Annotated in this window: 18 protein-coding genes and 5 pseudogenes; 14 read left to right on the top strand and 9 right to left on the bottom strand. The window is 59.8% G+C overall.

Features of this window, described 5'->3' with window-relative positions:
- Positions 1-2: 2 nt before the first annotated feature.
- Entirely contained in the window at positions 3-545 is a 543-nt protein-coding gene (locus tag ACFLEY_RS08890) for a phosphatase PAP2 family protein (RefSeq protein WP_396604613.1), read from the bottom strand.
- 370 nt (positions 546-915) lie between these two features.
- Between ACFLEY_RS08890 and ACFLEY_RS08885 the strand changes: the two are divergent.
- The 3 genes and pseudogenes from ACFLEY_RS08885 to ACFLEY_RS08875 form a co-directional block, all read left to right on the top strand.
- Positions 916-1,278: pseudogene (locus ACFLEY_RS08885) on the top strand (divalent metal cation transporter); the annotation flags it as partial.
- Positions 1,279-1,298: 20 nt separating this feature from the next.
- Positions 1,299-1,640, top strand: a complete 342-nt coding sequence (locus ACFLEY_RS08880; protein ID WP_038967813.1) for a DUF3147 family protein — start codon at positions 1,299-1,301, stop codon at positions 1,638-1,640.
- A gap of 5 nt (positions 1,641-1,645) precedes the next feature.
- Positions 1,646-2,080: a DUF3147 family protein gene (locus ACFLEY_RS08875; RefSeq protein ID WP_011090440.1), complete on the top strand. Its 435-nt coding sequence runs from the start codon at positions 1,646-1,648 to the stop codon at positions 2,078-2,080.
- On the opposite strand, the gene ACFLEY_RS08870 is transcribed toward ACFLEY_RS08875, so the two are convergent.
- Positions 2,077-2,259, bottom strand: coding sequence for a carbohydrate porin (locus tag ACFLEY_RS08870; protein WP_082901065.1), 183 nt, complete (start codon positions 2,257-2,259; stop codon positions 2,077-2,079). The two genes, ACFLEY_RS08875 and ACFLEY_RS08870, sit on opposite strands and share 4 nt — an antisense overlap.
- Positions 2,260-2,278: 19 nt before the next feature.
- Between ACFLEY_RS08870 and ACFLEY_RS08865 the strand changes: the two are divergent.
- From ACFLEY_RS08865 to ACFLEY_RS08850, 4 genes and pseudogenes are all read left to right on the top strand, one after another.
- A pseudogene (locus ACFLEY_RS08865) lies at positions 2,279-2,461 on the top strand (PAS domain S-box protein); the annotation flags it as partial.
- Positions 2,462-2,535: 74 nt separating this feature from the next.
- The gene (locus ACFLEY_RS08860) at positions 2,536-2,889 is read left to right on the top strand and encodes a hypothetical protein (protein ID WP_396604612.1); all 354 of its coding nucleotides are present in this window, start codon (positions 2,536-2,538) and stop codon (positions 2,887-2,889) included.
- Positions 2,890-2,961: 72 nt separating this feature from the next.
- Entirely contained in the window at positions 2,962-4,026 is a 1,065-nt protein-coding gene (locus ACFLEY_RS08855) for an IS110-like element ISBj4 family transposase (protein ID WP_060908811.1), read from the top strand.
- A gap of 661 nt (positions 4,027-4,687) precedes the next feature.
- Positions 4,688-5,050, top strand: coding sequence for a hypothetical protein (locus ACFLEY_RS08850; protein WP_060908812.1), 363 nt, complete (start codon positions 4,688-4,690; stop codon positions 5,048-5,050).
- Between the two features lie 156 nt (positions 5,051-5,206).
- Here ACFLEY_RS08850 and ACFLEY_RS08845 read toward each other — a convergent pair whose 3' ends face one another.
- Both ACFLEY_RS08845 and ACFLEY_RS08840 read right to left on the bottom strand, forming a co-directional pair.
- Positions 5,207-8,365, bottom strand: coding sequence for a response regulator transcription factor (locus ACFLEY_RS08845; protein WP_249163518.1), 3,159 nt, complete (start codon positions 8,363-8,365; stop codon positions 5,207-5,209).
- 182 nt (positions 8,366-8,547) lie between these two features.
- Positions 8,548-8,703, bottom strand: a complete 156-nt coding sequence (locus ACFLEY_RS08840) for a hypothetical protein (protein WP_171901126.1) — start codon at positions 8,701-8,703, stop codon at positions 8,548-8,550.
- A 328-nt stretch (positions 8,704-9,031) separates the two neighbouring features.
- Between ACFLEY_RS08840 and ACFLEY_RS08835 the strand changes: the two are divergent.
- A pseudogene (locus tag ACFLEY_RS08835) lies at positions 9,032-9,238 on the top strand (DNA ligase); the annotation flags it as partial.
- Between the two features lie 593 nt (positions 9,239-9,831).
- Here ACFLEY_RS08835 and ACFLEY_RS08830 read toward each other — a convergent pair.
- A pseudogene (locus ACFLEY_RS08830) lies at positions 9,832-10,458 on the bottom strand (TerC family protein).
- A gap of 238 nt (positions 10,459-10,696) precedes the next feature.
- On the opposite strand from ACFLEY_RS08830, the gene ACFLEY_RS08825 reads away from it, so the two are divergent.
- The gene (locus ACFLEY_RS08825) at positions 10,697-12,040 is read left to right on the top strand and encodes an IS1380-like element ISBdi2 family transposase (protein ID WP_060907971.1); all 1,344 of its coding nucleotides are present in this window, start codon (positions 10,697-10,699) and stop codon (positions 12,038-12,040) included.
- 150 nt (positions 12,041-12,190) lie between these two features.
- Here the strand turns inward: ACFLEY_RS08825 and ACFLEY_RS08820 are convergent, their stop codons facing one another.
- Positions 12,191-12,466, bottom strand: a complete 276-nt coding sequence (locus tag ACFLEY_RS08820) for a hypothetical protein (RefSeq protein WP_396604611.1) — start codon at positions 12,464-12,466, stop codon at positions 12,191-12,193.
- A 332-nt stretch (positions 12,467-12,798) separates the two neighbouring features.
- Here ACFLEY_RS08820 and ACFLEY_RS08815 point away from each other — a divergent pair, with 332 nt between their 5' ends.
- Positions 12,799-12,957 carry a hypothetical protein gene (locus ACFLEY_RS08815; RefSeq protein ID WP_171901127.1) on the top strand — a complete coding sequence of 53 codons (159 nt, stop codon included), beginning with the start codon at positions 12,799-12,801 and terminating at the stop codon, positions 12,955-12,957.
- 561 nt (positions 12,958-13,518) lie between these two features.
- On the opposite strand, the gene ACFLEY_RS08810 is transcribed toward ACFLEY_RS08815, so the two are convergent.
- The 3 genes and pseudogenes from ACFLEY_RS08810 to ACFLEY_RS08800 form a co-directional block, all read right to left on the bottom strand.
- A complete protein-coding gene (locus ACFLEY_RS08810; protein ID WP_074077757.1) occupies positions 13,519-13,680 on the bottom strand; it encodes a DUF2934 domain-containing protein in 162 nt (53 codons plus the stop codon).
- 220 nt (positions 13,681-13,900) lie between these two features.
- Complete coding sequence (locus ACFLEY_RS08805) at positions 13,901-14,116, bottom strand: hypothetical protein (RefSeq protein WP_074077371.1); 216 nt, start codon at positions 14,114-14,116, stop codon at positions 13,901-13,903.
- Positions 14,117-14,652: 536 nt separating this feature from the next.
- Positions 14,653-14,870: pseudogene (locus tag ACFLEY_RS08800) on the bottom strand (hypothetical protein).
- A gap of 277 nt (positions 14,871-15,147) precedes the next feature.
- Here ACFLEY_RS08800 and ACFLEY_RS08795 point away from each other — a divergent pair.
- The 4 genes from ACFLEY_RS08795 to ACFLEY_RS08780 all read left to right on the top strand — a co-directional run bounded on the left by ACFLEY_RS08795 (position 15,148) and on the right by ACFLEY_RS08780 (position 19,378).
- Complete coding sequence (locus ACFLEY_RS08795; RefSeq protein ID WP_028173125.1) at positions 15,148-16,038, top strand: transglutaminase family protein; 891 nt, start codon at positions 15,148-15,150, stop codon at positions 16,036-16,038.
- A gap of 426 nt (positions 16,039-16,464) precedes the next feature.
- Positions 16,465-16,881: a hypothetical protein gene (locus tag ACFLEY_RS08790; RefSeq protein ID WP_049832455.1), complete on the top strand. Its 417-nt coding sequence runs from the start codon at positions 16,465-16,467 to the stop codon at positions 16,879-16,881.
- A gap of 42 nt (positions 16,882-16,923) precedes the next feature.
- Positions 16,924-17,988 (top strand): IS630-like element ISRj1 family transposase, encoded by a 1,065-nt coding sequence (locus ACFLEY_RS08785; RefSeq protein ID WP_026192128.1) that lies wholly within the window; start codon positions 16,924-16,926, stop codon positions 17,986-17,988.
- A gap of 25 nt (positions 17,989-18,013) precedes the next feature.
- On the top strand, positions 18,014-19,378 hold the full coding sequence (locus ACFLEY_RS08780; protein ID WP_369527199.1) for an AAA family ATPase: 1,365 nt from the start codon (positions 18,014-18,016) through the stop codon (positions 19,376-19,378).
- Positions 19,379-19,491: the final 113 nt, after the last annotated feature.

The following is a 19,491-nucleotide window of genomic DNA, read 5'->3' as shown; positions in this document are numbered from 1 at the left end:
GACTAGCCCGATCTTCCCTGACGACCAAATCCCGTCAGCCGCCTTATGACGCGCTCCAGCGCGACTCCGATCGCCAGACCCGCAAGTACATCACTTGCCCAGTGAGCCAGCAGGAACACGCGCGTCGACACCAGAACGGCGCCGAGGCCCCACGCGAGATTGCGCTTGGCGGGCGACAGGACCGCGGCGGCGGATGCGAGGGCACCGACATGCACGGCATGCCCCGAGGGGAACGCATCCAGCGCGCGGCCGGAGAGTGGGATGCCATGCAGATGGCCGCGCACGGTGCGCCGGTCCGGCCGCACCTGGTCAAAATGCGTTTTTAGAAGGTGTGGCAACAGGACAGAGGCGAGCGTCGTCAGCAGCACATGATCGCTTGCGTGCCGCTGCGGCAGTGGTTTGGCGCGACACCAGAGCCACCATCCGACGGCTACCGCGGTCAGAATATGCTCATTCGCTCCCCAGGTCAGCGCGCCCGAAATCCGCTCCGGCAGCGGACGGGTGTGTCGCGCAATCGCACGCGCAAGTTCGATATCGGCGGACAAAGGATGTACTCGTATCGTCATCGACTGCCTTCTCTCGCAGATGTCCTTATGCCCTGCAGCAATCTCCGTAAAAGAGCGATTGGAAAGCAGAGCAAGTCGACCTGGTCTTTCAATCAACCGCCTCGAAAACCGTTCCCGGCGAGGAACTGTGCGCCGGACGGACGCGTTGGATGCGAGGGACAGATCACTGGAGGAGAGAGCCATGGGCTTTGGACGAGGCGCATTGTTGTGGTTGCTGGGCATACCGTTGCCGATCATTCTGCTGCTCGCGATCTTCTGGCACCATTAAACCAGCGGCACGGGTCAGGCGAGCCTGTCGGCCAAAGGACTGTCAAAGTGCCCTGAGCAGCCCTGATGTAATATTCATGCGATGCTGGCCGGCTCGACAGCCTATGCCATTGGCGAAGGCCGCAGATGCCCCGTTGGCCTCGCCCGCAAACCGCGGCAGGCCATGGCGTTTTATTCGGTGCTTGCCCTCTCGGTCGGCCTCGGTGTGGCGCTCAATTTCACGCCAATTGATCCGATCAAGACGCTTTACTGGAGTGCGGTCATTAACGGGGTGCTAGCAGCACCGGTAATGACCGTTTTAATGCTGCTTGTCAGACGGCGTGACGTGATGGGCAAGCTCGTGGTCGAAGGCTGGCTGTATTGGCTCGGCTGGGCGTCGACGGCGGCGATGGCTCTTTGCATCGTCGGCATGGCGGTCAGCATGCTGGTACCAAGATCGTCCTAGAAACGGCGATCAAGGAGGAAATGGTGGACTACGCGCTGCGCTTTCTGATTGGCGGCTTGGTCGTTTCCCTGTTTGCGGTCATAGGCGACGTGCTGCGGCCCAAGAGCTTCGCGGGATTGTTTGGCGCCGCGCCCTCCGTAGCTCTAGCAACGCTCGGCCTCGCCTTCTCAAAACATGGCGGCGACTATGTTGCGATCGAAGGCCGCTCGATGATGCTCGGTTCGATCGCGCTCGCGGCTTACAGCGTTGCTGTTTGTCAGTTGCTGATACGGGCCGAATGGTCGGCGCTCAAGGCCACCCTCGCCGCTTTCGCGATCTGGCTTGTGGCCGCGATAGGCCTCAAGCAATTTTTGATAGGCTGACCACTATGGTTGTCCACTTCAAGTTCTCCGCACTCAAGCAGGGACGACTTTACGAATATGTCGTGCGTTTTGCATTGGGCGGGTTGGCAACCGTGGTGGCTGGCCTTGTCGCGGACGGGGCAGGGCCGGAGGCCGGCGGGCTGATGCTGGCCTTTCCGGCGATCTTCTGTGCCAGTGCGACCTTGATCGAGAAGCATGAGCGTGAGCGCAAGGAGAAAAACGGCCTGCGCGGGCAGCGACGCGGAAAGGCTGCCGCCGCACTTGATGCCGCCGGGGCCGGATGGGGAAGTCTGGGCCTTGCCTGCTTCGCGCTCTTCATCTGGCACGGACGCGCTTTACAGCCCGCGCTCTGCCTCGCAGCGGGTTCGCTCGTCTGGTTCGCGGTCGCCGTCCTCATGTGGCGCCTACGGCGCGAACTACGTTTCGGAAGTCCCTCCTAAAATTTAAGAGTCGTCCGCAAGCCGAACACGGAAGCATTCTCGAGTGGCGTTCCGGCTAGAGGTCCTGAAGGGTTCGTTGCTCCTCCACCGGGGTGAATAATGTACTGAAAATTGGGCTGCAGCGTCCAGCCATCCCTGATCTGGTACTGATAGACGGCGGTTAGAAGGCCTTCGCTCACAGGTTATTCGGCGGCCCAACTGCTGGGCCTAACAATTTTCGAGGAGACGCATCCGGAAGATGTGTCGGAGGATCGCCGTCAATTCCAGCGCCAGCTCGCGGGCGAGTTCGAGCGCTGCAGCATCGAAAAGCGCATTGCCCGCAAGGATGGCGGCCATATCTGGGCCCAGGTGACGTCGTCGAGCGTCCGCGATGCTGACGGGCGCTTTCTTTATGCGGTTCGCGTTCAGCACGACATCACCAATCGCAAGCGAGCTGAGAGGCACTATCCCGTCGCATGGAAGAACACGCAGCGCTGTTTGCCTTTTCGGAGCGATTGCAGCATTGCACCTCGACCACCGATTGTTACGAGGCCGCCCTTAATGCAGTTCCGGGTCAAAGGTCAGGCCCTTGCGCTTTCCTGCCAAGGCGGCCCAATAATAAACGCGCATGGAGTGTTGAAACAGCCGGACTGATAGATCCGCAGATCGTCATCTTCTCGAACTCGCAGGCGGTGAGGAGGTACATGGAACATAATCCTTCGCGCCTGGAAGTTTTATCGGCTGGTTCCAAAGAAAGCCTTGCCGAGCAGATCGAAGTTTATCAATTGCGATATTGGCTCCGTAGACGCGATGCGCACGAAGTCCGCTAATGGGATGGACCGGCCGTGCTCCTGCCCCGCCAGCGATAAGCTGGCCAGGGGCGCCAAGACAAGGAGCACGCCATGTCCCAGACACCCAGTACCGCGATCGCCGTGATCGGCATCGATATCGGCAAAAACTCGTTCCACGTCGTGGGCCACGATACGCGCGGCACCGTCGTGCTACGGCAAAAGTGGTCGCGTGGCCAGGTCGAGGCGCGGCTCGCCAATATGCCGCCTTGCCTGATCGGCATGGAAGCCTGCGTCGGCGCACATCATTTGAGCCGCAAACTCGCATCGTTAGGTCACGATGCCAGGTTGATGCCGGCCAAATATGTCCGCCCTTATAGCAAAGGACCGAAGAACGACTTCAATGACGCCGAAGCGATTGCCGAAGCCGTGCAGCGCCCGACGATGAAGTTCGTGGCGACCAAGACCGCGGAGCAACTGGATCTGCAGGCGCTGCATCGGGTGCGCGAGCGGCTGGTGTCGCAACGCACCGGCATCATCAACCAGATTCGCGCCTTCATGCTCGAACGCGGGATCGCGGTGCGCCAGGGTATCGGCTTCCTGCGCACAGAATTGCCCACCATCCTTGCGACGCGCACCGATGCCCTGTCGCCACGCATGTTGTGTGTCATCGAGGAGTTGGCAGGCGACTGGCGTCGGCTGGATCAGCGCATCGATAGGCTCTCCGGCGAGATCGAAGCACTGGCCCGTCAAGATCAGGCATGTTCGCGCCTGATGACGGTGTCTGGCATCGGGCCGATCATTTCGAGCGCCATGGTGGCCGCGATCGGCACTGGAGACGTCTTCTCCAAAGGCCGTGACTTCGGCGCCTGGCTCGGGCTGGTGCCCAAGCAGATCTCGACGGGAGACCGCACGATCCTCGGCAAAATCTCAAGGCGCGGCAATCGCTACCTCCGCGTTCTGTTCGTCCAGGCGGCATGGGTTGTGCTGGTCAGGATCAAGAACTGGGAACGTTACGGACTCAGATCCTGGATCGAAGCCGCCAAGAAGCGATTGCACCACAACGTGCTGGCGATCGCACTCGCCAACAAGCTTGCCCGCATCGCCTGGGCGGTGCTGGCTAAAGGACGCGCCTTCGAGCTGACAAGGACCAACGATGCAGGCGTCCGACCCGCTTGATCGTCGCGCCGTGCTCGGCGCGGTCAAGGCGCGGCCTGGCAACGCCGGAGCCAGCCGCAAGCAAAGCGCAACGGCCGGCCTTGACCGCCCGTGCGCGCGACGCGACGCACGTCCTGCGGGCCGGGACGAAGGAACGGCCCCTGGCTCGAACACAGGAACTGCGAGGTAGGAGGAGCAAGCGATGACGTAACCCCATCAACAGGTTCCAGCCGAGGTCTGCGAGAGGATGAGACGAGATGGAGGTTCGGTCTTCCCGGCGCATGCGAACACTGGTGACCCAAATGGCCCAATCGAGGCCTGTCCGCTAATGAGAACGCACGCGCGCTGATATCCATGATGGCCCGGAGAAAATGCTCCAATCAAAGGCCGGATACATTGATGCAAGACCACACCACCTGATCGACGAACCTCTTGCTACGCACGGCCGGACCATACATTAGGGTCACAAGCCGCCGATCAGGCTCAAGATGGCAGACTTCCGCTTTGCGTTGGCAAGCCGACGTTTGTGAGTACACGCCCTAGCGCAGGAACCACGCGAGCGCGCGGTATTTGAATCGTCGCCGGCTCGCCCCCGAGCTGGCGGAGCGGCCCCGGCCCTCCCCGCCGGAAGCCCCTGAAGCCGGGGTCGTCTCTCCAATACCGTCCGTGTTGGAGTTTGCGTATGCGTGTCTCGCCATCGATCGTGCCAGCCGATCGTCTCGATCGCGACATCTATCTGGTCCTCGAGGACTTCGGCGTCCGCGCCGGCTGCGCCTGGCGCGAGACCGACGAAACCGACACCGACCTCGAGACTATCCTCAGAGATCTCCTGTCCGGCCAATACGCCTATCCGGTCCGGATTGTGTGCTTCAATCCGGGCGAAGGCTGGTCACGGGACGCCACGTCCGACGTCGCTGACGCGCTGGCGCAGCGCGCAACTGATACCGACGCAGAGGTCACGTCCGCGCTGCGGGACTTCATCGCCGCCAACGCAACCAGGCACTTCGACGCGCAGCTCGCGCTGCCGCTGCCAGGTGCCGCGTGATGCCAGCCGGAGAAAAGCCGCACGGCGACGCGGCCGTGAAGTGCGCGACCTGTGACGACGTCGGCTGGGTTTGCGAGAACCATCCGGACCGCCCATGGGATGGCCCACGCGCATGCACCTGCGGCGGTGCCGGCGCGCCTATGACGATGCAACGCTTCAAATCAGCAAGTCATGAGGCGCAAGTACGATGCCGTGATGCGGGCCATTATTGCCGTGGTTGGCCGCGTGTTCATCTGGTGCGTTGGGGACCATTTGGCCTAGCATATCGAGGAACTCTTTCTGACCAAGGGGAACGTGCGGATCGCGCGCATCATCTAGTTCCTTAAGCTCAACCACCGCGACGAGAGTGGAAGGAACTGTCTCGCTATCGAAGCGGAACACCGGTTCTTGATCTGCGCCGCCTGTTTCGGACGCAGCTTTGGCCGGCTGCGCGTCTTCAGAGGCGATTGCAGCAGATTGCGCAGCGTGCTGCGAGTTTCCGCGTTCGGCGTTGCCCCCGGTTGCAACGCCCGGATCGACGATTTCGACTGCTTCCGGTATGTTCATAGCGGTTGAGTGCAACGAGTTGCCGTGTTCCACGGCGGCCGGATTCGCCGTCTTCACTGCCGCTGACGCCCCGGCAGCGATCGAAACCGGCGCGTTATGCTCCGCGCCATTGCCGCCGTTGCCCGGCTTGGAGCCAGCTTCAGTCGATTCCGTAGCCGCCGCCTTTGCAGCCCCTGACTCCGAAGCGTGCTGCGAGTTGCCGCGTTCGGCGTTGCCTCCGGTTGCAACGCCCGGAACGATTTCGACTGCTTCCGGTATGTTCGTAGCGGTTGAGTGCAACGAGTTGCCGTGTTCCACGGCGGCCGGATCCGCTGTCTTCACTGCCGCTGACGCCCCGGCAGCGTTCGAAACCGGCGCGTTATGCCCCGCGCCATTGCCGACGCCGTTGCCCGGCTTGGAGCCAGCTTCAGTCGATTCCGTAGCCGCCGCCTTTGCAGCCCCTGACTCCGAAGCGCGCTGCGAGTTGCCGTGGTCCGCGTTGGCGGCCGTTGCGACGCTCGGTTGGACGATCGCGTTCAGCCCAGTCGACGAATCGCCGGTGTCCGCATTGGTCGGACCACTCGTCAATGTGAGATTTCCAACTGCCGCAGCCGTCGCGCTATGGGCAGGTTCGATCGATGATACGCGAACCGACTCGCCAGACGAACCATCGCCAGTGAAGGTTCTGAACCTGGTCGTTCCCCCCAAGTCAGTCCGGGTCGGCCCGAACTGGAACCTCAAGCCGTCGTCGAGCAGAATGGCCCAAGCTCCCGCCGTCCCGGGCGTGCTCTCGCTCGCCTCGATACTGGCCTGGACAATGTCCTTACTCAGAACAGTCTCATCGAGTGCGCTCGCCGATGTCAGCGCTTCTTCGAGCTTCTCCAAGGTGATGGTGACCGCTGCGCCTTCTCGATGGTCGAACAAATCCGGTTCCGCGACGGATACAATCCCCTGCAGATGGATTTCCAGCAGGCCGCGATCCCCGATATCAAGAACACGATCGGTCGGATTCACATAGACGACCGTTTCATTGCTTGCGACGTCGTAGATCCAGGCGAGGGTATGTGGCGGTATAGACTTGCTTGCTGCTGTCATATGCAGCCACGCAAGCGCTCCGAAAGCGGCAAGATTGATCCTGCTCGACCCAGATCCGAAGTCGAAGGCGGAGTGGCAAGACGTAGAATTGGGATCGGTCGGGGAACGATGAACAACGTTTCCATCAACGTTGCCGCCGCCCATCAGTTGATCGCGGCTATATACGCCAACACTGGCATCGTGACCGGCGTCGACCAAGCCAACAGGTTTTTGGAGTGTGTCACCCTCGGCGTCGTGACTCACTTGCCTCTGTGCGTCTTCTCCAGCGGCGTTCTCGTTTCCAGCGGTCGCATTTGCGGAAGACGGGCGGGAATCGTGCGAAGGGAGGCCCGGGGCCGGCTTGTGTACATGATTGGCGTCGGCATGAGTGATCGCGGTCAGTTTTGTGGCCGCGTTCTCTTCGGCGACGGCCACGAAGCTGTCGATCGACGCTTGACCCAGGTCATGCGACTGCACGGCGAGATGGGGGTCGTACAGTGCGTAGATCAACGCACCGGCGAGAGTGGCGAAGGTGCCATACCCACCCTGAATCGACATCGGATTGGAAGCAAGCCAGGGGAATTGATGTTCCGCGGTCAGGTCACCTTCAATCTGTGTTTGGCCGGTTCCTCGCAGTAGAGGCGCAGGAACATTGGGCGTGCTCGATCCAACAGGACCGTAGTTTTTCCACGGTTTTGAGCCTGCAGATTGCTCAGCCACGCGCAGCACTTCCATTGCCGCCGCCGTGTTCGGGACTTGGCCCAACTTGGCCAAAAAGTCTCTCTGGCTGAGCGGCGGCGTCTCGCCGGATCCCCAGATGATGAGGTGCTGGAGAATGGCTTTTTTCCAGGGCTCATACCCGGCCTGCTCTCCGGCGTGGCCGATGCTGTCATCATTCGGAAATATGTCGTTCGCTTGAGACGCCTTGAGTTCGTCCGCAATGTCGACCACCAGAAAGGCCAGCGCGAGTGTGCCGAAGCCGCAGGGATGTTTTAACAACGCGAGGCTAGCGAGCACAGTCCTGTTGGTGATCTCAAGCTTCTGAAATATATTGTGCAGGTGTACACTGACTGTCCCTGGTGAAACGTTTAGTTGGCGCGCGATCTCCTTGTTCGACATTCCTTCTGACACCAGTCGCGCGATTTGACGTTCCCGGTGCGTCAGTTTTTGCTCCAGACTCTCTTCAATTTTGCCGACGCCGTCAGCTTCCTTGCCGGCTGGCGAGAGACCGAAATGCGCGGGCGACATACTGCGCTTCGTCAAGAGCCGCAGTAGTCGCAGCATGCTGTCGGGGGACTCGTACTTCGAAATTGCGCTGCAGGCGCCGGCAGCAACCGCTGCGGTTAGATCGTGGTTGGATTCGGACTCGGTAAAGAACACCAGGCGCGTGGGAAGATTCTCAGCTTTCGCAATCGCCAGGATCTCGCTTACCGTCAGATCTGGCAGGGTGTCGGCAACAAGCGCGACATCGGGCGTCAAATTCCGAATGGCTTCGAGGCAGCTTGTCCCATCGCGGCATGATGCGACAACGTCGAAGTCCTGCTGTGCTCCGAGTATCGATCTCAGCCCCAGTAGAACGATCGGTTGTCGATCCACAATCACAAGCTGGTCGCGCTTGAAGATCCGCTTCGCAGACACGTCTGGCATGGACTCTGCCTCGGCCCAGCCATCTATGTACTTTGGCATATGGCGGCCGGGCGAGATATTAAAATGCAACTACTAATCGAACAAAGAAAGTGGCTTAGCGGGGCAAAACCGACATTGGAACCGCGAGCTTTGAAGGCATTTGGGTGAGAGAATATGTCATTTGACCTTTCGGCTCTCCGCGCGAGGTCAGCAACGGGCCAGATTCAGACATACGTCGCGACAGGCGGCTCTTGGCGCGCGCCAGCAACCAGTCAATATTTTAACAGCCTGAGCACGCTCTTGGCGAGGCGTCTCACGGGGGGCGGCATGCGCGTGATTAATAGTTTGGCGTGATCGATTGCCATCTTAACCGCGACAATGGTCCGGCCTTTGAGTGTTGTCGCTTCGTAATAGCCGAACAGCTTCATCTCAATGTCGCACCAGTCGAGCCTCGCGCTCAACGCCGGCAGGGAGAATTGCGGCCTGTTCCTTGAGCTTGGCTGCCTGCTCAGCCAACCTCTCTTCAAGAGAGCGAACTTGCTTCACCCTGCGCCGCTCAGCCCACGCTTTCACCATCTTGGAACTGCCAAGGGTAAACAGAGTTCCTGGCGGGACACCTCCTACAGCATCAGGCTCACTCGCGAGCGAGCAGCAGAGCGCAATTCCAAGATACGGCAATGCAATTGTCATCGGTCCCCTCACTGTGAAACGGGAGCGAGATTCGCATATTCGCGACCGCATGCCTATCTCGTTCGCATGTATCGCGCGTTCGAATTCTGCCTGCCCACCGCCGCCAAAGCCGTGCCTTCCGGCCCCGACTGGATCCACGAAATCAAATATGACGGCTACCGCTTGCGCGTCGAGCGCCAGGGCAAGGCCGTGCGGCTGTTGACGCGCAACGGTCACGACTGGACCAGCCGCTTTCCCTGGATCGTCGAGGCCGCGCTCAAGAACCGCGAGCCGCACCTGTGGCGGCGCCCGCGCGCCCTGTCCGGCCTGCAACGCAGCTGGCGAAGGTGAAGTGTCGCGCATGCCGGAAGGATTTCAGGTCGAGGTCGATAAGGACGGCTGGCGACACTGAGGTGCATTACGGATCTGAGCGGCCCCAAGCGCCTTCGGGGCTGGAGAGGAGGAAGACGCCGGGACCGCCACGACGCACCGGCTCAAGGCTGGGCGCCGGTGAATACTCTCCGCCCGCGGATTCTTCGCGCGCTCTAACAAATGTATAGTGTTCTAGATCAAGTTTGTGGGCATCCCCGTCGCCCCTGTGCAACGCCATCAGAGTTTCTTCGCGGAACAGCAGCGACGAAATATTCCTGAAGCAAACGCTTGTTTACATATCACTCAACCGGGCGCAGGTTTGTATCCCTGATTATTTTCATTCCCGGGGCTGGCTTTGCTCGAACCTATTTTTTCGACCGGCGTCGATAGACTTTGGACGGGGCTGCCCCACAAGGCGGCCCTTTCTTTGACGGCTTCACACCCTATCTGCGGCTTATGCGCACCGCGTTCGAAGTCTGCCTGCCGACTTGGGACACCTAGGATGAAACAGCTCCTCATATCGACGCAACCTTGATGACATCCAACGTCCCGCGAAAGACCATCTCGCCCGCCACATAAAGGATGACGGCCAGACCGACGTAAGCAATCCATCGATGAGTTTGCAGAAGGCGTGCAATGAAAGAAGCGGCCATGCCCATCATCGCGATGGAAAGCCCTAGGCCGAAAATCAAGATTATCGGATGCTCGCGTGCTGCCTGCCACGGCCAGAACGTTGTCGAGAGACATGGAAACGTCGGCCACGACAATCTGCCAACTCGCTTGAGCGAGTGTTTTGCGAGGTTTGCTGCCTGCAATTGCTCCATCGGCCCCCATCGCACCTTATGGCCCTGTGGAGGATGTGCGCAACTCTCGCCACATTTTCCAACACACCCACAACAACAGGATCCCGCCAGCAAGCAGGAGGCCGACGATCTGGAGGATTGCGTCGCCAACCCGGCGAGTAAGAGGCGCAGTATCGTCGCGGCAGCAATACCGATCAAAATCGCCTTGCCTCGCTGCGCCTCAGGAAGTCCGGCTGAAGCAAGACCGATGACGATGGCGTTATCGCCAGCAAGCACCAGGTCGATCAGAACGATCTGCAAGAATACGCTAAGGACATCTGTATCGAAATAATCGGGCACGGGTCATGGCCCCGCTGCAGGGGAGTGGGCAGCTGCAAGCGAGATCGCATACGATCGGTTGACCGATACCTGCCACCAAGAAACGGGGGTCCTAACGTCACCGGTGATCAGGGGCTAGCCCGTCTTATTCGTAAGAGTGCGCCTGAGGGCTGGCGAGCGTGGTGTAAAGCGCTGATGCGGCGTAGGATTCGGTTGCGAAGCCACCCCATCACCTTCAACCGCGAACGCCACGCCCGCCATGACCGATGATACGATTCTGCCCTTCTCGTTTCCAGCCATTCACGCCAAGAAAGTCACAGCTGCCTTCGATGGTGGGCGCCTAACCTCGAACGGGGGCGTGATGCTTCTGGCGATGGCCGAGCGGCGTCTCGGCTTGGCCGACAATCTGGCCCGGGTGTTCCCGGATCGGCGCGATCCGACGCGGGTCGTGCACAGCCTTGTCGATATGTTCCGCGCGCGCATGTTCGCGATCTGCTGCGGCTACGAGGACGCCGACGACCTCGATCATCTGCGGTCCGATCCCGCATTCAAGCTGGCCTGCGGACGGCTGCCGGACACGGGCCGCGATCTGTGTTCCCAACCGACGCTGTCGCGGCTGGAGAATGCTCCGCGCCTGCGCGACGTGATCCGACTGACCTACATTTTGGTCGACGCATGGATGGATAGCTACCCGCGCGAGCCGGCATCCGTCACGCTCGACATCGATGATACCTGCGATGTCGTCCACGGCCATCAGCAGCTCTCGCTGTTCAACGCTCATTATGACGAACGCTGCTTCCTGCCGATCCACGTCTACGACACGGAGAAGAGCCGTCCCGTGGCGGTCGTGCTGAGGCCCGGCAAGACGCCGGGCGGCGTCGAGGTGCGTGCCCTTCTGCGCCGCCTGGTACGGCATATCCGGACGCGGTGGCACAACACGCGAATTACGTTCCGTGGCGACGGGCACTATGCCCGGCCGGAGGCCATGGCGTGGTGCGAGACCAACGGCATCGACTACATCTTCGGTCTGTCCGGCACCAAGCCTCTCGCCAGAAAAGTCGACGAGGTCGCCGACGACATCCGCACCCGACGCGCCATCGAGAACCTGCCGGTTCTGCGTGGCTATACCGAGACGCGCCACAAGGCAAAGTCCTGGGATCGCGAACGGCGCACCGTCGCCCGTATTGAGGCGACGATGCTCGGCCTCGACATCCGTTTCGTCGTCACCAGCCTCGATGTCGGCTCGGCCGAGTGGATCTACGACAGCCTGTATTGCGCGCGCGGCCAAGCAGAGAATCTGATCAAGCTGCATAAGACACAGCTCGCCTCCGACCGCACCAGCTGCCGTTCGGCGCTCGCCAACCAGGTCCGTCTCGTGCTCCATACGGCCGCTTATTGGCTGATGCTGACCGTGCGCGAGGCCATTCCCAAAGTCCGGGAATTGGCCGCTGCCGAGTTCGCGACGCTGCGTCTTCGGCTCTTGAAGCTCGCCGCCCGTGTGGTCGAGACCTCGAGCCGCATTCGCCTTGCGTTTGCCGCGGCATGTCCCGAAGCCGACCTGATCTGCGGCTTGCCCGGCGCGCTGCTGCCGCTCGGTCCTTGACCGGCGGGGCGTCCGCCCCCGTTCGCCCAACCCATCCCTCAAGCGCGTTGCAAAGTACCGGTCGTCAGGCGGCGAAAAGCCGAAGGCAATCCTGTGCGCCTCGTCAGACAAGATGTGCGGCCGCATCAATCGGGCCCAAAAGCCGCACTCTCACGAATAGGACGGGCTAGCGCTATCGCCTAGAGCCGCATCCGAATGTTGTCCGACCGGTTGCTCGAAAAGCAGTGCCACTTGATCTGGTTCGCCAAAAATCGCTGCAGCACAACCAAACATGGTCAATGCCCCGGCAACATCCCATAACGTTACATTTTCTAATGTCGCAATTCCCGACTTTGCCCAGGCAAAGAGCGCAGTGATCATCGCGTCTGAGAAAAATAGAATACTGAGCGCTGGTAAGACGAGCTGGGAATCCAGCAGGAGTATCATCAAGAATGCAGGAGCTGTGACCAATATGCTCAACACCGCGCATGTGCAAAATGCTTCCCGCCAAGGAGCATTCCTGTTTGTCCAACTTGCACGAGAAAGGATCATTTTTGATCCTCCTGCATAGGAGCTTTCTAACGCCACTCACCAGCTGAACTACTCTGGTCTAGCTGACCGTTGTCCGACGCCTCCCCATCAATGTTTTGTCCTATGCCGCTGGCTCTCAATGAGCGTCACCGTACCACTTGTTCCATGTGCTGGCCTCTCGCGAGAGCGCACCCACGATCGATAAGATCTGCCTCCAAGAAGAACGAACTGGGCGATCAAAAAAAGCAATGCTACTCATCGTCGCGCGGTTTTTCACCGCGCGGCAAGGTGACTTATGCGGCACCGACACGCAGGTCGCGCGGGTGTTTGGCGCCCGGATATCGGGTGACGCTCCGGATCGAGTGAGCGTGCCGGATGATGTCCATCAGCGTGATGGTTTCTTCTAAAAGAGCGCTCTCAGCTGCTCCCACTTGGCCTCGATCCACCTCAATGCCATGAGAAGAGGCTTCTGTAGAACAGGGATGTCCTGTGCGATAAGAAGAAGGCCTAGAGGCAGCATCCAGAGTCCGAAGATAGGCAGAAAGCTGAAGACGCCTCCTAGGATGAGCAAACAGGCGACAACGACACGGACCAAAAACGAGGATGGTTCTTGTAGCCACAGAATGAAGGTCGACACCTTCGTGGGCACCCGTCGCCGGAACAATTCAAAGTATCTATCCAATTCCGCTTTGACGGAAGCCATCAATTCGACCTTCTCTGATACCAGGACGCGGCAACTCGCTCGAAATCCGCGACTAAATCAAAATATCTGTACGGAAAGCGTTCCAAACCCTTCGGCTTCTCAATGGAGATGACGGACGATCCGTCTGCGGACAGTCAGGGCCGAGACCTTGCCGGCACTGGACCAGTTCTCCATGGTGGCTTCGAAAGACCGCCTGCCAAATTTCCTCAGGGTTGCGCAGGGCAGATGATAGCCGGCAAGCGCGGGTATGACGGGTAGCCCTCGCCTAAAGCGTATCCGGTGTGCGTCGAGGTGAGCTTTGATCCTCGTTGAGCAATTCCTGCTCGGCCAAACGCCAAAAGTCTTCGTCTCGGCCCTCTGGCTTACCTGCCTGCTCCCACAACTCGTAGGCCCGGGCCGCAATGCTCTCGTCAATCCGATGGTTCATTTGTAGCCCCTTCTTGTTCGTGCTCAATTGAGTCGCTTGGGATCGGTGTCAATTTCTACAATGACCGCCTCGATGTCGGGTACGCCATCCACGTCGCTGTTGCAGACACACGGCATACCGGCGCCACACTGGCAGCCTCCCGCACCTTCGGTCCACGCCTTGTCCGGATGATTTTCGCAGACCCAACCGAGACCATGGCAAACTGGGCAATGGGAATTGGTCATGCTGCGATCACCCGTCGATGGCGTTGGTAGGCTTCGATGGCGCGGTTCGCGAGCATCAGCTTTCTATGTTCTCCCTTGAGGACCATCGCATCGACAGTCCTCAGGAGAAAGCGGCTGGCTTCTGAAGCATTCCCAATCTCGCCCGTACGCTCCAGATAATTCCAGGCGATCTTTATGGAAGACTCAATCAGCCAAGGGATAGGTTCGCTCATTAAAGCAGAACCCGCAGCACCGCCCGCCGTTCCTAGTGGACTGTCGACCGGTACTTCGCCTCGACGACCTCCACGTTGGCTCGCAGTCCTGCTTTGTGAAGTCTTAGGAGGCCTTGCGCCAACTGCCGCAGATCGTTTCGAGCGGGGCCGACCGGCGTCTTGCGAGCCCGCCCAAGCAGTAGAGCCGCGTGAACTATCAACGGAGATTTTTTCATTTTGGCGGCTGCAAGCCAGGGGACCTGAGCCAGTCATTCATGTGCGAAGCTGTTTCTGCCTGCTTCGCTTTGCGAAGAAGATGTTCGCGTTCGAGACCCGGCGGCATTGCCTGGACCTCCGCCCTCAACCTCTCGGCTTCCCTTGCAAGACGTTCATCCAAAGTTTCGGTTTGTTTGAAACGACGCCGTTTCTGCATGGCGCGCTCCTTTCGTTCGAGAAAGCTGGGAGCGCAATTGGCGTTCTCATCACCGATATAAGCACGATCCGCGCGGTGATAGAGTCATCGTACACCTCAAGTCGGAAACCAGACCTAACAAACGTCAAGACCTGGAGAATCCTTTTAGGGCACTGGCACGCAGCAGTCCTTCTGACGTGATATCGCGATACTCAATTTCTGCTGTAAAAACAGGCTCAACCCAGGTAGCTTTCGGTTCTTGAGTTGCTTACTCAGTTTACTCTTTGGACTAATCACGGTGTCGAGAGCCCGACGCATCTTGCCGGACGTAGTCGGGTCCCAGCCCGTTCCGACCTTGCCCATATAGACAAGCTTCTTACCTTCCTTTTTTCCTAAATATAGCGCGGCGACGCCGGATGGATCTTTGATGCATCCGACCACGGGAAATTGCCCTTCAGCCGTCTCCCTACCCGTCGCCGTTGACCGTGACAGACAAAGCGCGCCCAGCCCTGATTTGTTCCTCGCTCCACTTCGGCTATGCTGCTGAAATGAAGGACAGTTATGCGGGACGAACAAATCGATTTCCGCTTGCGGACTACGGGCAAGACCGGGTCTTATCTTGCGGTTCCGAGCGCATGCGATGACCATTTACACTGTCCACCACAGCACTGTTTATCGCTATCCCACGCCCGTAAAGCTTGGGCAGCATCAAATGCTCTTTCGTCCGCGAGATAGCTTTGATCAGCGGCTGCTCGACTGCCAACTTGTGGTAAAACCGGATCCCGTCGAAATTCGCTGGATACATGACGTCTTCGGCAATTGCCTCACGCTGGTTGACTTCAATACTTTGGCAGAGGTGCTGGAGTTTGAAACGACAATTCGTCTTGAGCATACTCCAGAGAACGCTCCAGACTTTCGGATCGAGGAATACGCCCGGGAGCATCCGTTCGCTTATGACGGCAACGAGCTGCCGGATTTAGACCCATACATCCGTCGCCATTATCCAAGCGATACAGCCGTCGACGAATGGCTTTCCAAGTTCATGGGGCCTGGCGTTAACCGACCCACCGGGCAGTTACTCATGACGCTCAACGAGGCGATCGCAGAGGGATTTTCCTACCGGCGCCGCACGATGCGAGGTACACAAACACCCGCGGAAACCATAGGCCTTCAACAGGGGACCTGCCGAGATTTCGCATTTCTAATGATGGAAGCCGCGCGCTCGCTCGGCTTCGCCGCCCGCTTCATCACCGGGTACGTCTATGTGCCCGATCGCGATGGACCGGTCCGGCTCGGAGGTGGCTCGACACACGCTTGGTGTTCAATCTACGTCCCGGGCTCGGGCTGGGTAGAGTTCGACCCAACCAATGGAATAGTCGGGAATCGGGACCTTATTAGGGTTGGCGTAGCTCGAACCCCGGCTCAGGCTATCCCACTTTCAGGCAGCTACTGGGGCGATGCCGGCGAGGATGTCAGCATGGAAGTCACCGTAAACGTGAAATCAGAGCCGATTGACGAATATCGCACCTGAAGCAGTGCTCTGATCTCATCGAAGATAATGAGACACGTCCTTAGCCCGCGACGCCAGCTCGCCCTCGACCTTGTCAATCTCGGCTTGGTTGCGCTCGATGAAGGCGGCGAGTTCGTCGCGAGACATCTCAGAGAGCGCCTTCTGTTGTGACGACGTGTCCTTGCGAGTAGGAGCAATGTGCCCTGCCCGGTCCAAAACCTTGATTGAGAGATCCGCCAGACGCGGGCGCTAACGCTTGCGTCCTGGAGAAGTGACTTCGCCACTCGATACGCCAGCGGTGCGCCGACCACCGCGAGATCGAGTTGGATCGACTCAGAAATTGCCGCCGCGACCGCTGGTAGCCGCATAGTCTTATAGACCGACTTCGGGGCACAGGAGCGCGCGCAGGCATCCGGGAACTTCGACCTCGCGAACAACCTGGGCCGATTGCGGAGTGCGATAAATCGCACCCTCGAGGACGCGCCCGGCTATGCGGAGGCCAATGCCAACTATCAGCGCTTCGCACAGCGTTTCCGTCCCAGCACTCTGCGTCACGCCGCCACGGCGCGGATCGACTTTCCAAGACTTGACGCCGCGACCATTGTTCGGGTGATAAGGCTCGTGACCGGCGGAGCCTGTCGGCAGGCGATCGACAGCAGGATTGTAGCGCAAACGACCTTAACAGACCTTGTCATTGCGGTTCGGTTCGATCGTACGCCCGCCCAATGCATTGCCGAACTCCAGCGCTTGAGCGATGCAAAAGACAAGCTCAAGGCGGCGCGTGATCTGACACTGTCGGATCTGCACGGGCTGGGCGAGGCCCGCGCCTGGGCCGAGGCGACAATCTCCGACATCAAATCCTAGTACCCACTTTTCTTGGAACGTGAGTCGTGATTCAAGGTCGGGATGATACCCGAAGCAAGAGAAGTCCACCTTTCGAGGAAAGATCGCAAGGTGCTTGAGGCGTGCTGTCGCTCACCGGTGACGTTGCAGCGCGATTTGAAGCGGGCGCGGATAGTTCTGTTGGCGGCGGATGGGCGCAGCACCCGGTCGATCGCCAAGGAAGTTGGGGTCCAGCCGCGGATTGTCAGCCTTTGGCGGCATCGCTATGCCGACCATGGCCTTGAAGGGCTGCAAGACAAGCCGCGGCCTGGCAAGCAGCCGATCTATACGAAGACGACCGACAAGCGGATTCTGAAGCTGCTGGATAAGCCGCCACCGCAAGGGTTTGCGCGCTGGACCGGCCCCCTGCTGGCCGAGGCGCTGGGCGATGTCGATGTCCAATATGTCTGGCGGTTCCTGCGCAGCCACAAGATTGACCTGGTGGCTCGCAAGTCCTGGTGCGAGAGCAACGACCCGAACTTTACGGCCAAAGCCGCCGATGTTGTCGGCCTCTATGTCGCGCCGCCGGCGAAGGCCATTGTGCTGTGCGTGGACGAGAAGCCCTCGATCCAGGCTTTGGAGCGAGCGCAGGGTTATCTGAAGTTGCCCAATGGCCGCGCCTTGACCGGCCAAAGCCACGATTACAAGCGGCATGGCACCACAACATTGTTTGCGGCGCTCGAAGTCGCCACCGGAAAGATCATCGCGACCCATTCAAAACGCCGGCGCCGCGTCGAGTTTCTCGATTTCATGAACAGCGTCACCGCGGCTTTTCCGAACCGCAAGCTTCACGTCATCCTCGACAACCTCAACACCCATAAAAAGAACGAGGACTGGCTCAAGGCCCACCCCAACGTGCAATTTCATTTCACGCCGACAAGTGCGTCATGGCTCAATCAGGTCGAAGTATGGTTTTCCATCTTGCAGGGGCAGTCGCTCAGCGGCACCTCCTTCACGAGCCTCAAGCAGCTTCAGGAACACATCGATGCCTACGTCAACGCATACAACGACAGAGCCGAGCCCTTCGTCTGGACCAAGAAAAAGGTCCGTCAACGCCGTTTCAAAGGCCGCCGTATCACTCAGCTCTGATTCCGGGTACTAGAAAGATGGACATATCTCGTGGTCTTCTGCAATCTCGTCAGGAATCGCACTCAACGGCCCGGCTGGCTGCGGCAAGACGACGTTCGCTGCCGTATTTTGCCGCGAAGCCGGCCTTCACATGATGAGTGCGTCGCTGGCCAAGTGGCAAGGGTCTGGCGAGGGCAACCTCGGCCATCTGCTGCGTTCCGTGCGGCAAGATTTCGAGGATGCACGCGCCAATGTTCCATCGTGCGTCTTTATCGACGAGATCGATTCGATCGCTGACCGCGCCAGCATTTCCCACGCATGGCGAGATTATGTTGTGGAAGTTGTGAACGCGGTGCTTGCCGAAATCGACGGCATCAAAGGGCGTGAGGGCGTTTTGGTCATCGGCGCGACCAACGCAATCAGTCGCTGCGAACCCGCCTTGCTGCGATCGGGTCGCCTGGAGAAGATCGTCAATATTGGTTTGCCGGACTCTGCCGAACTGGAGCGCATGTTCAGGGTGCGCTTGCGCGGCGACTTACAGCAAGAGGACCTGACCGCGATCGTCGAGTTGGCTATCGGCATGGTCGGTGCGGACGTCGAGCGCGTGGTCAAGGACGCGCGCCGCGCGGCGCGCAATGACGGAGGCCGACCTCTCGCTTTGCGCGACCTGCGCGGCGCACTGGTGACGAACGACGATCGGCCACTCGAGCTGCGATGGCGCAACTGCGTGCACGAAGCCGGCCACCTTGTGGCCGACGTGATCCATTTCGGTCCCGACAACGTGTTTGCGAATACGGCCCGGGTCGGCTCACGCGGCGGCAGGTTGGTGCGCACCACTGCTCCGGCTTGCGCAGGAACGCTTGAGGTCTATCGCCGGCGGCTCCAGGTGATTTTGGCCGGACGGGCTGCCGAGGAACTGCTGCTCGGTGCCGGCTCGCATGGTGCGGGCGGCGCACGGGAGTCGGACCTCGACCATGCGACCTCGCTGGCCGCCGCCATGGTCGGTTCGCTCGGAGTGATTGGCGCGGATTACATCACCTACTTCGGTCCACGTGATGATACGCGAACATTGTTATCATTTGCGGAGGTCCGAGAGGGAGTGGCTCGCGAGCTCGCTGACGCGGTCGCGGCCGCGCGGTCACTCCTCGAGGCAAACCGCGCGGTGGTCGAGGTTGTGGCGCAGCGGTTGATGGATCGTGGGCGCGTGGCGGGCGCGGAGGTTTCGGAGGTGTTGCGGCGGGGCCGCGTTCAGCAATCGAGCCCCAACGCTGCATCGGCGCGAGCCCAACTTGACGGGGTCTGCCGAGGGAGAAGCGGGAGTGCCCGATTTAACCAAGGATTCGAATGGCATTACCTTGGAAGCGAAGAACGGGGCGTCTGGCGAAAAGCGGTTGTGAAGGGGCCTGGGTGACAGGCGAAGTTCAGTTTGTTTCTTTGAAGGCAACGTTCCGAGGGTTTGTCCTCGGGCAGCACGGACGAATTATCCCGAACCACTGGAGGATCAACAATGGATACCGCAGCGAC

This window comes from Bradyrhizobium sp. YCK136, assembly GCF_044570075.1.
GTDB lineage: Bacteria > Pseudomonadota > Alphaproteobacteria > Rhizobiales > Xanthobacteraceae > Bradyrhizobium > Bradyrhizobium diazoefficiens.
The sequence above is the reverse complement of the archived record's forward strand: the minus strand, read 5'-3'. Positions and strand labels throughout refer to the sequence as shown.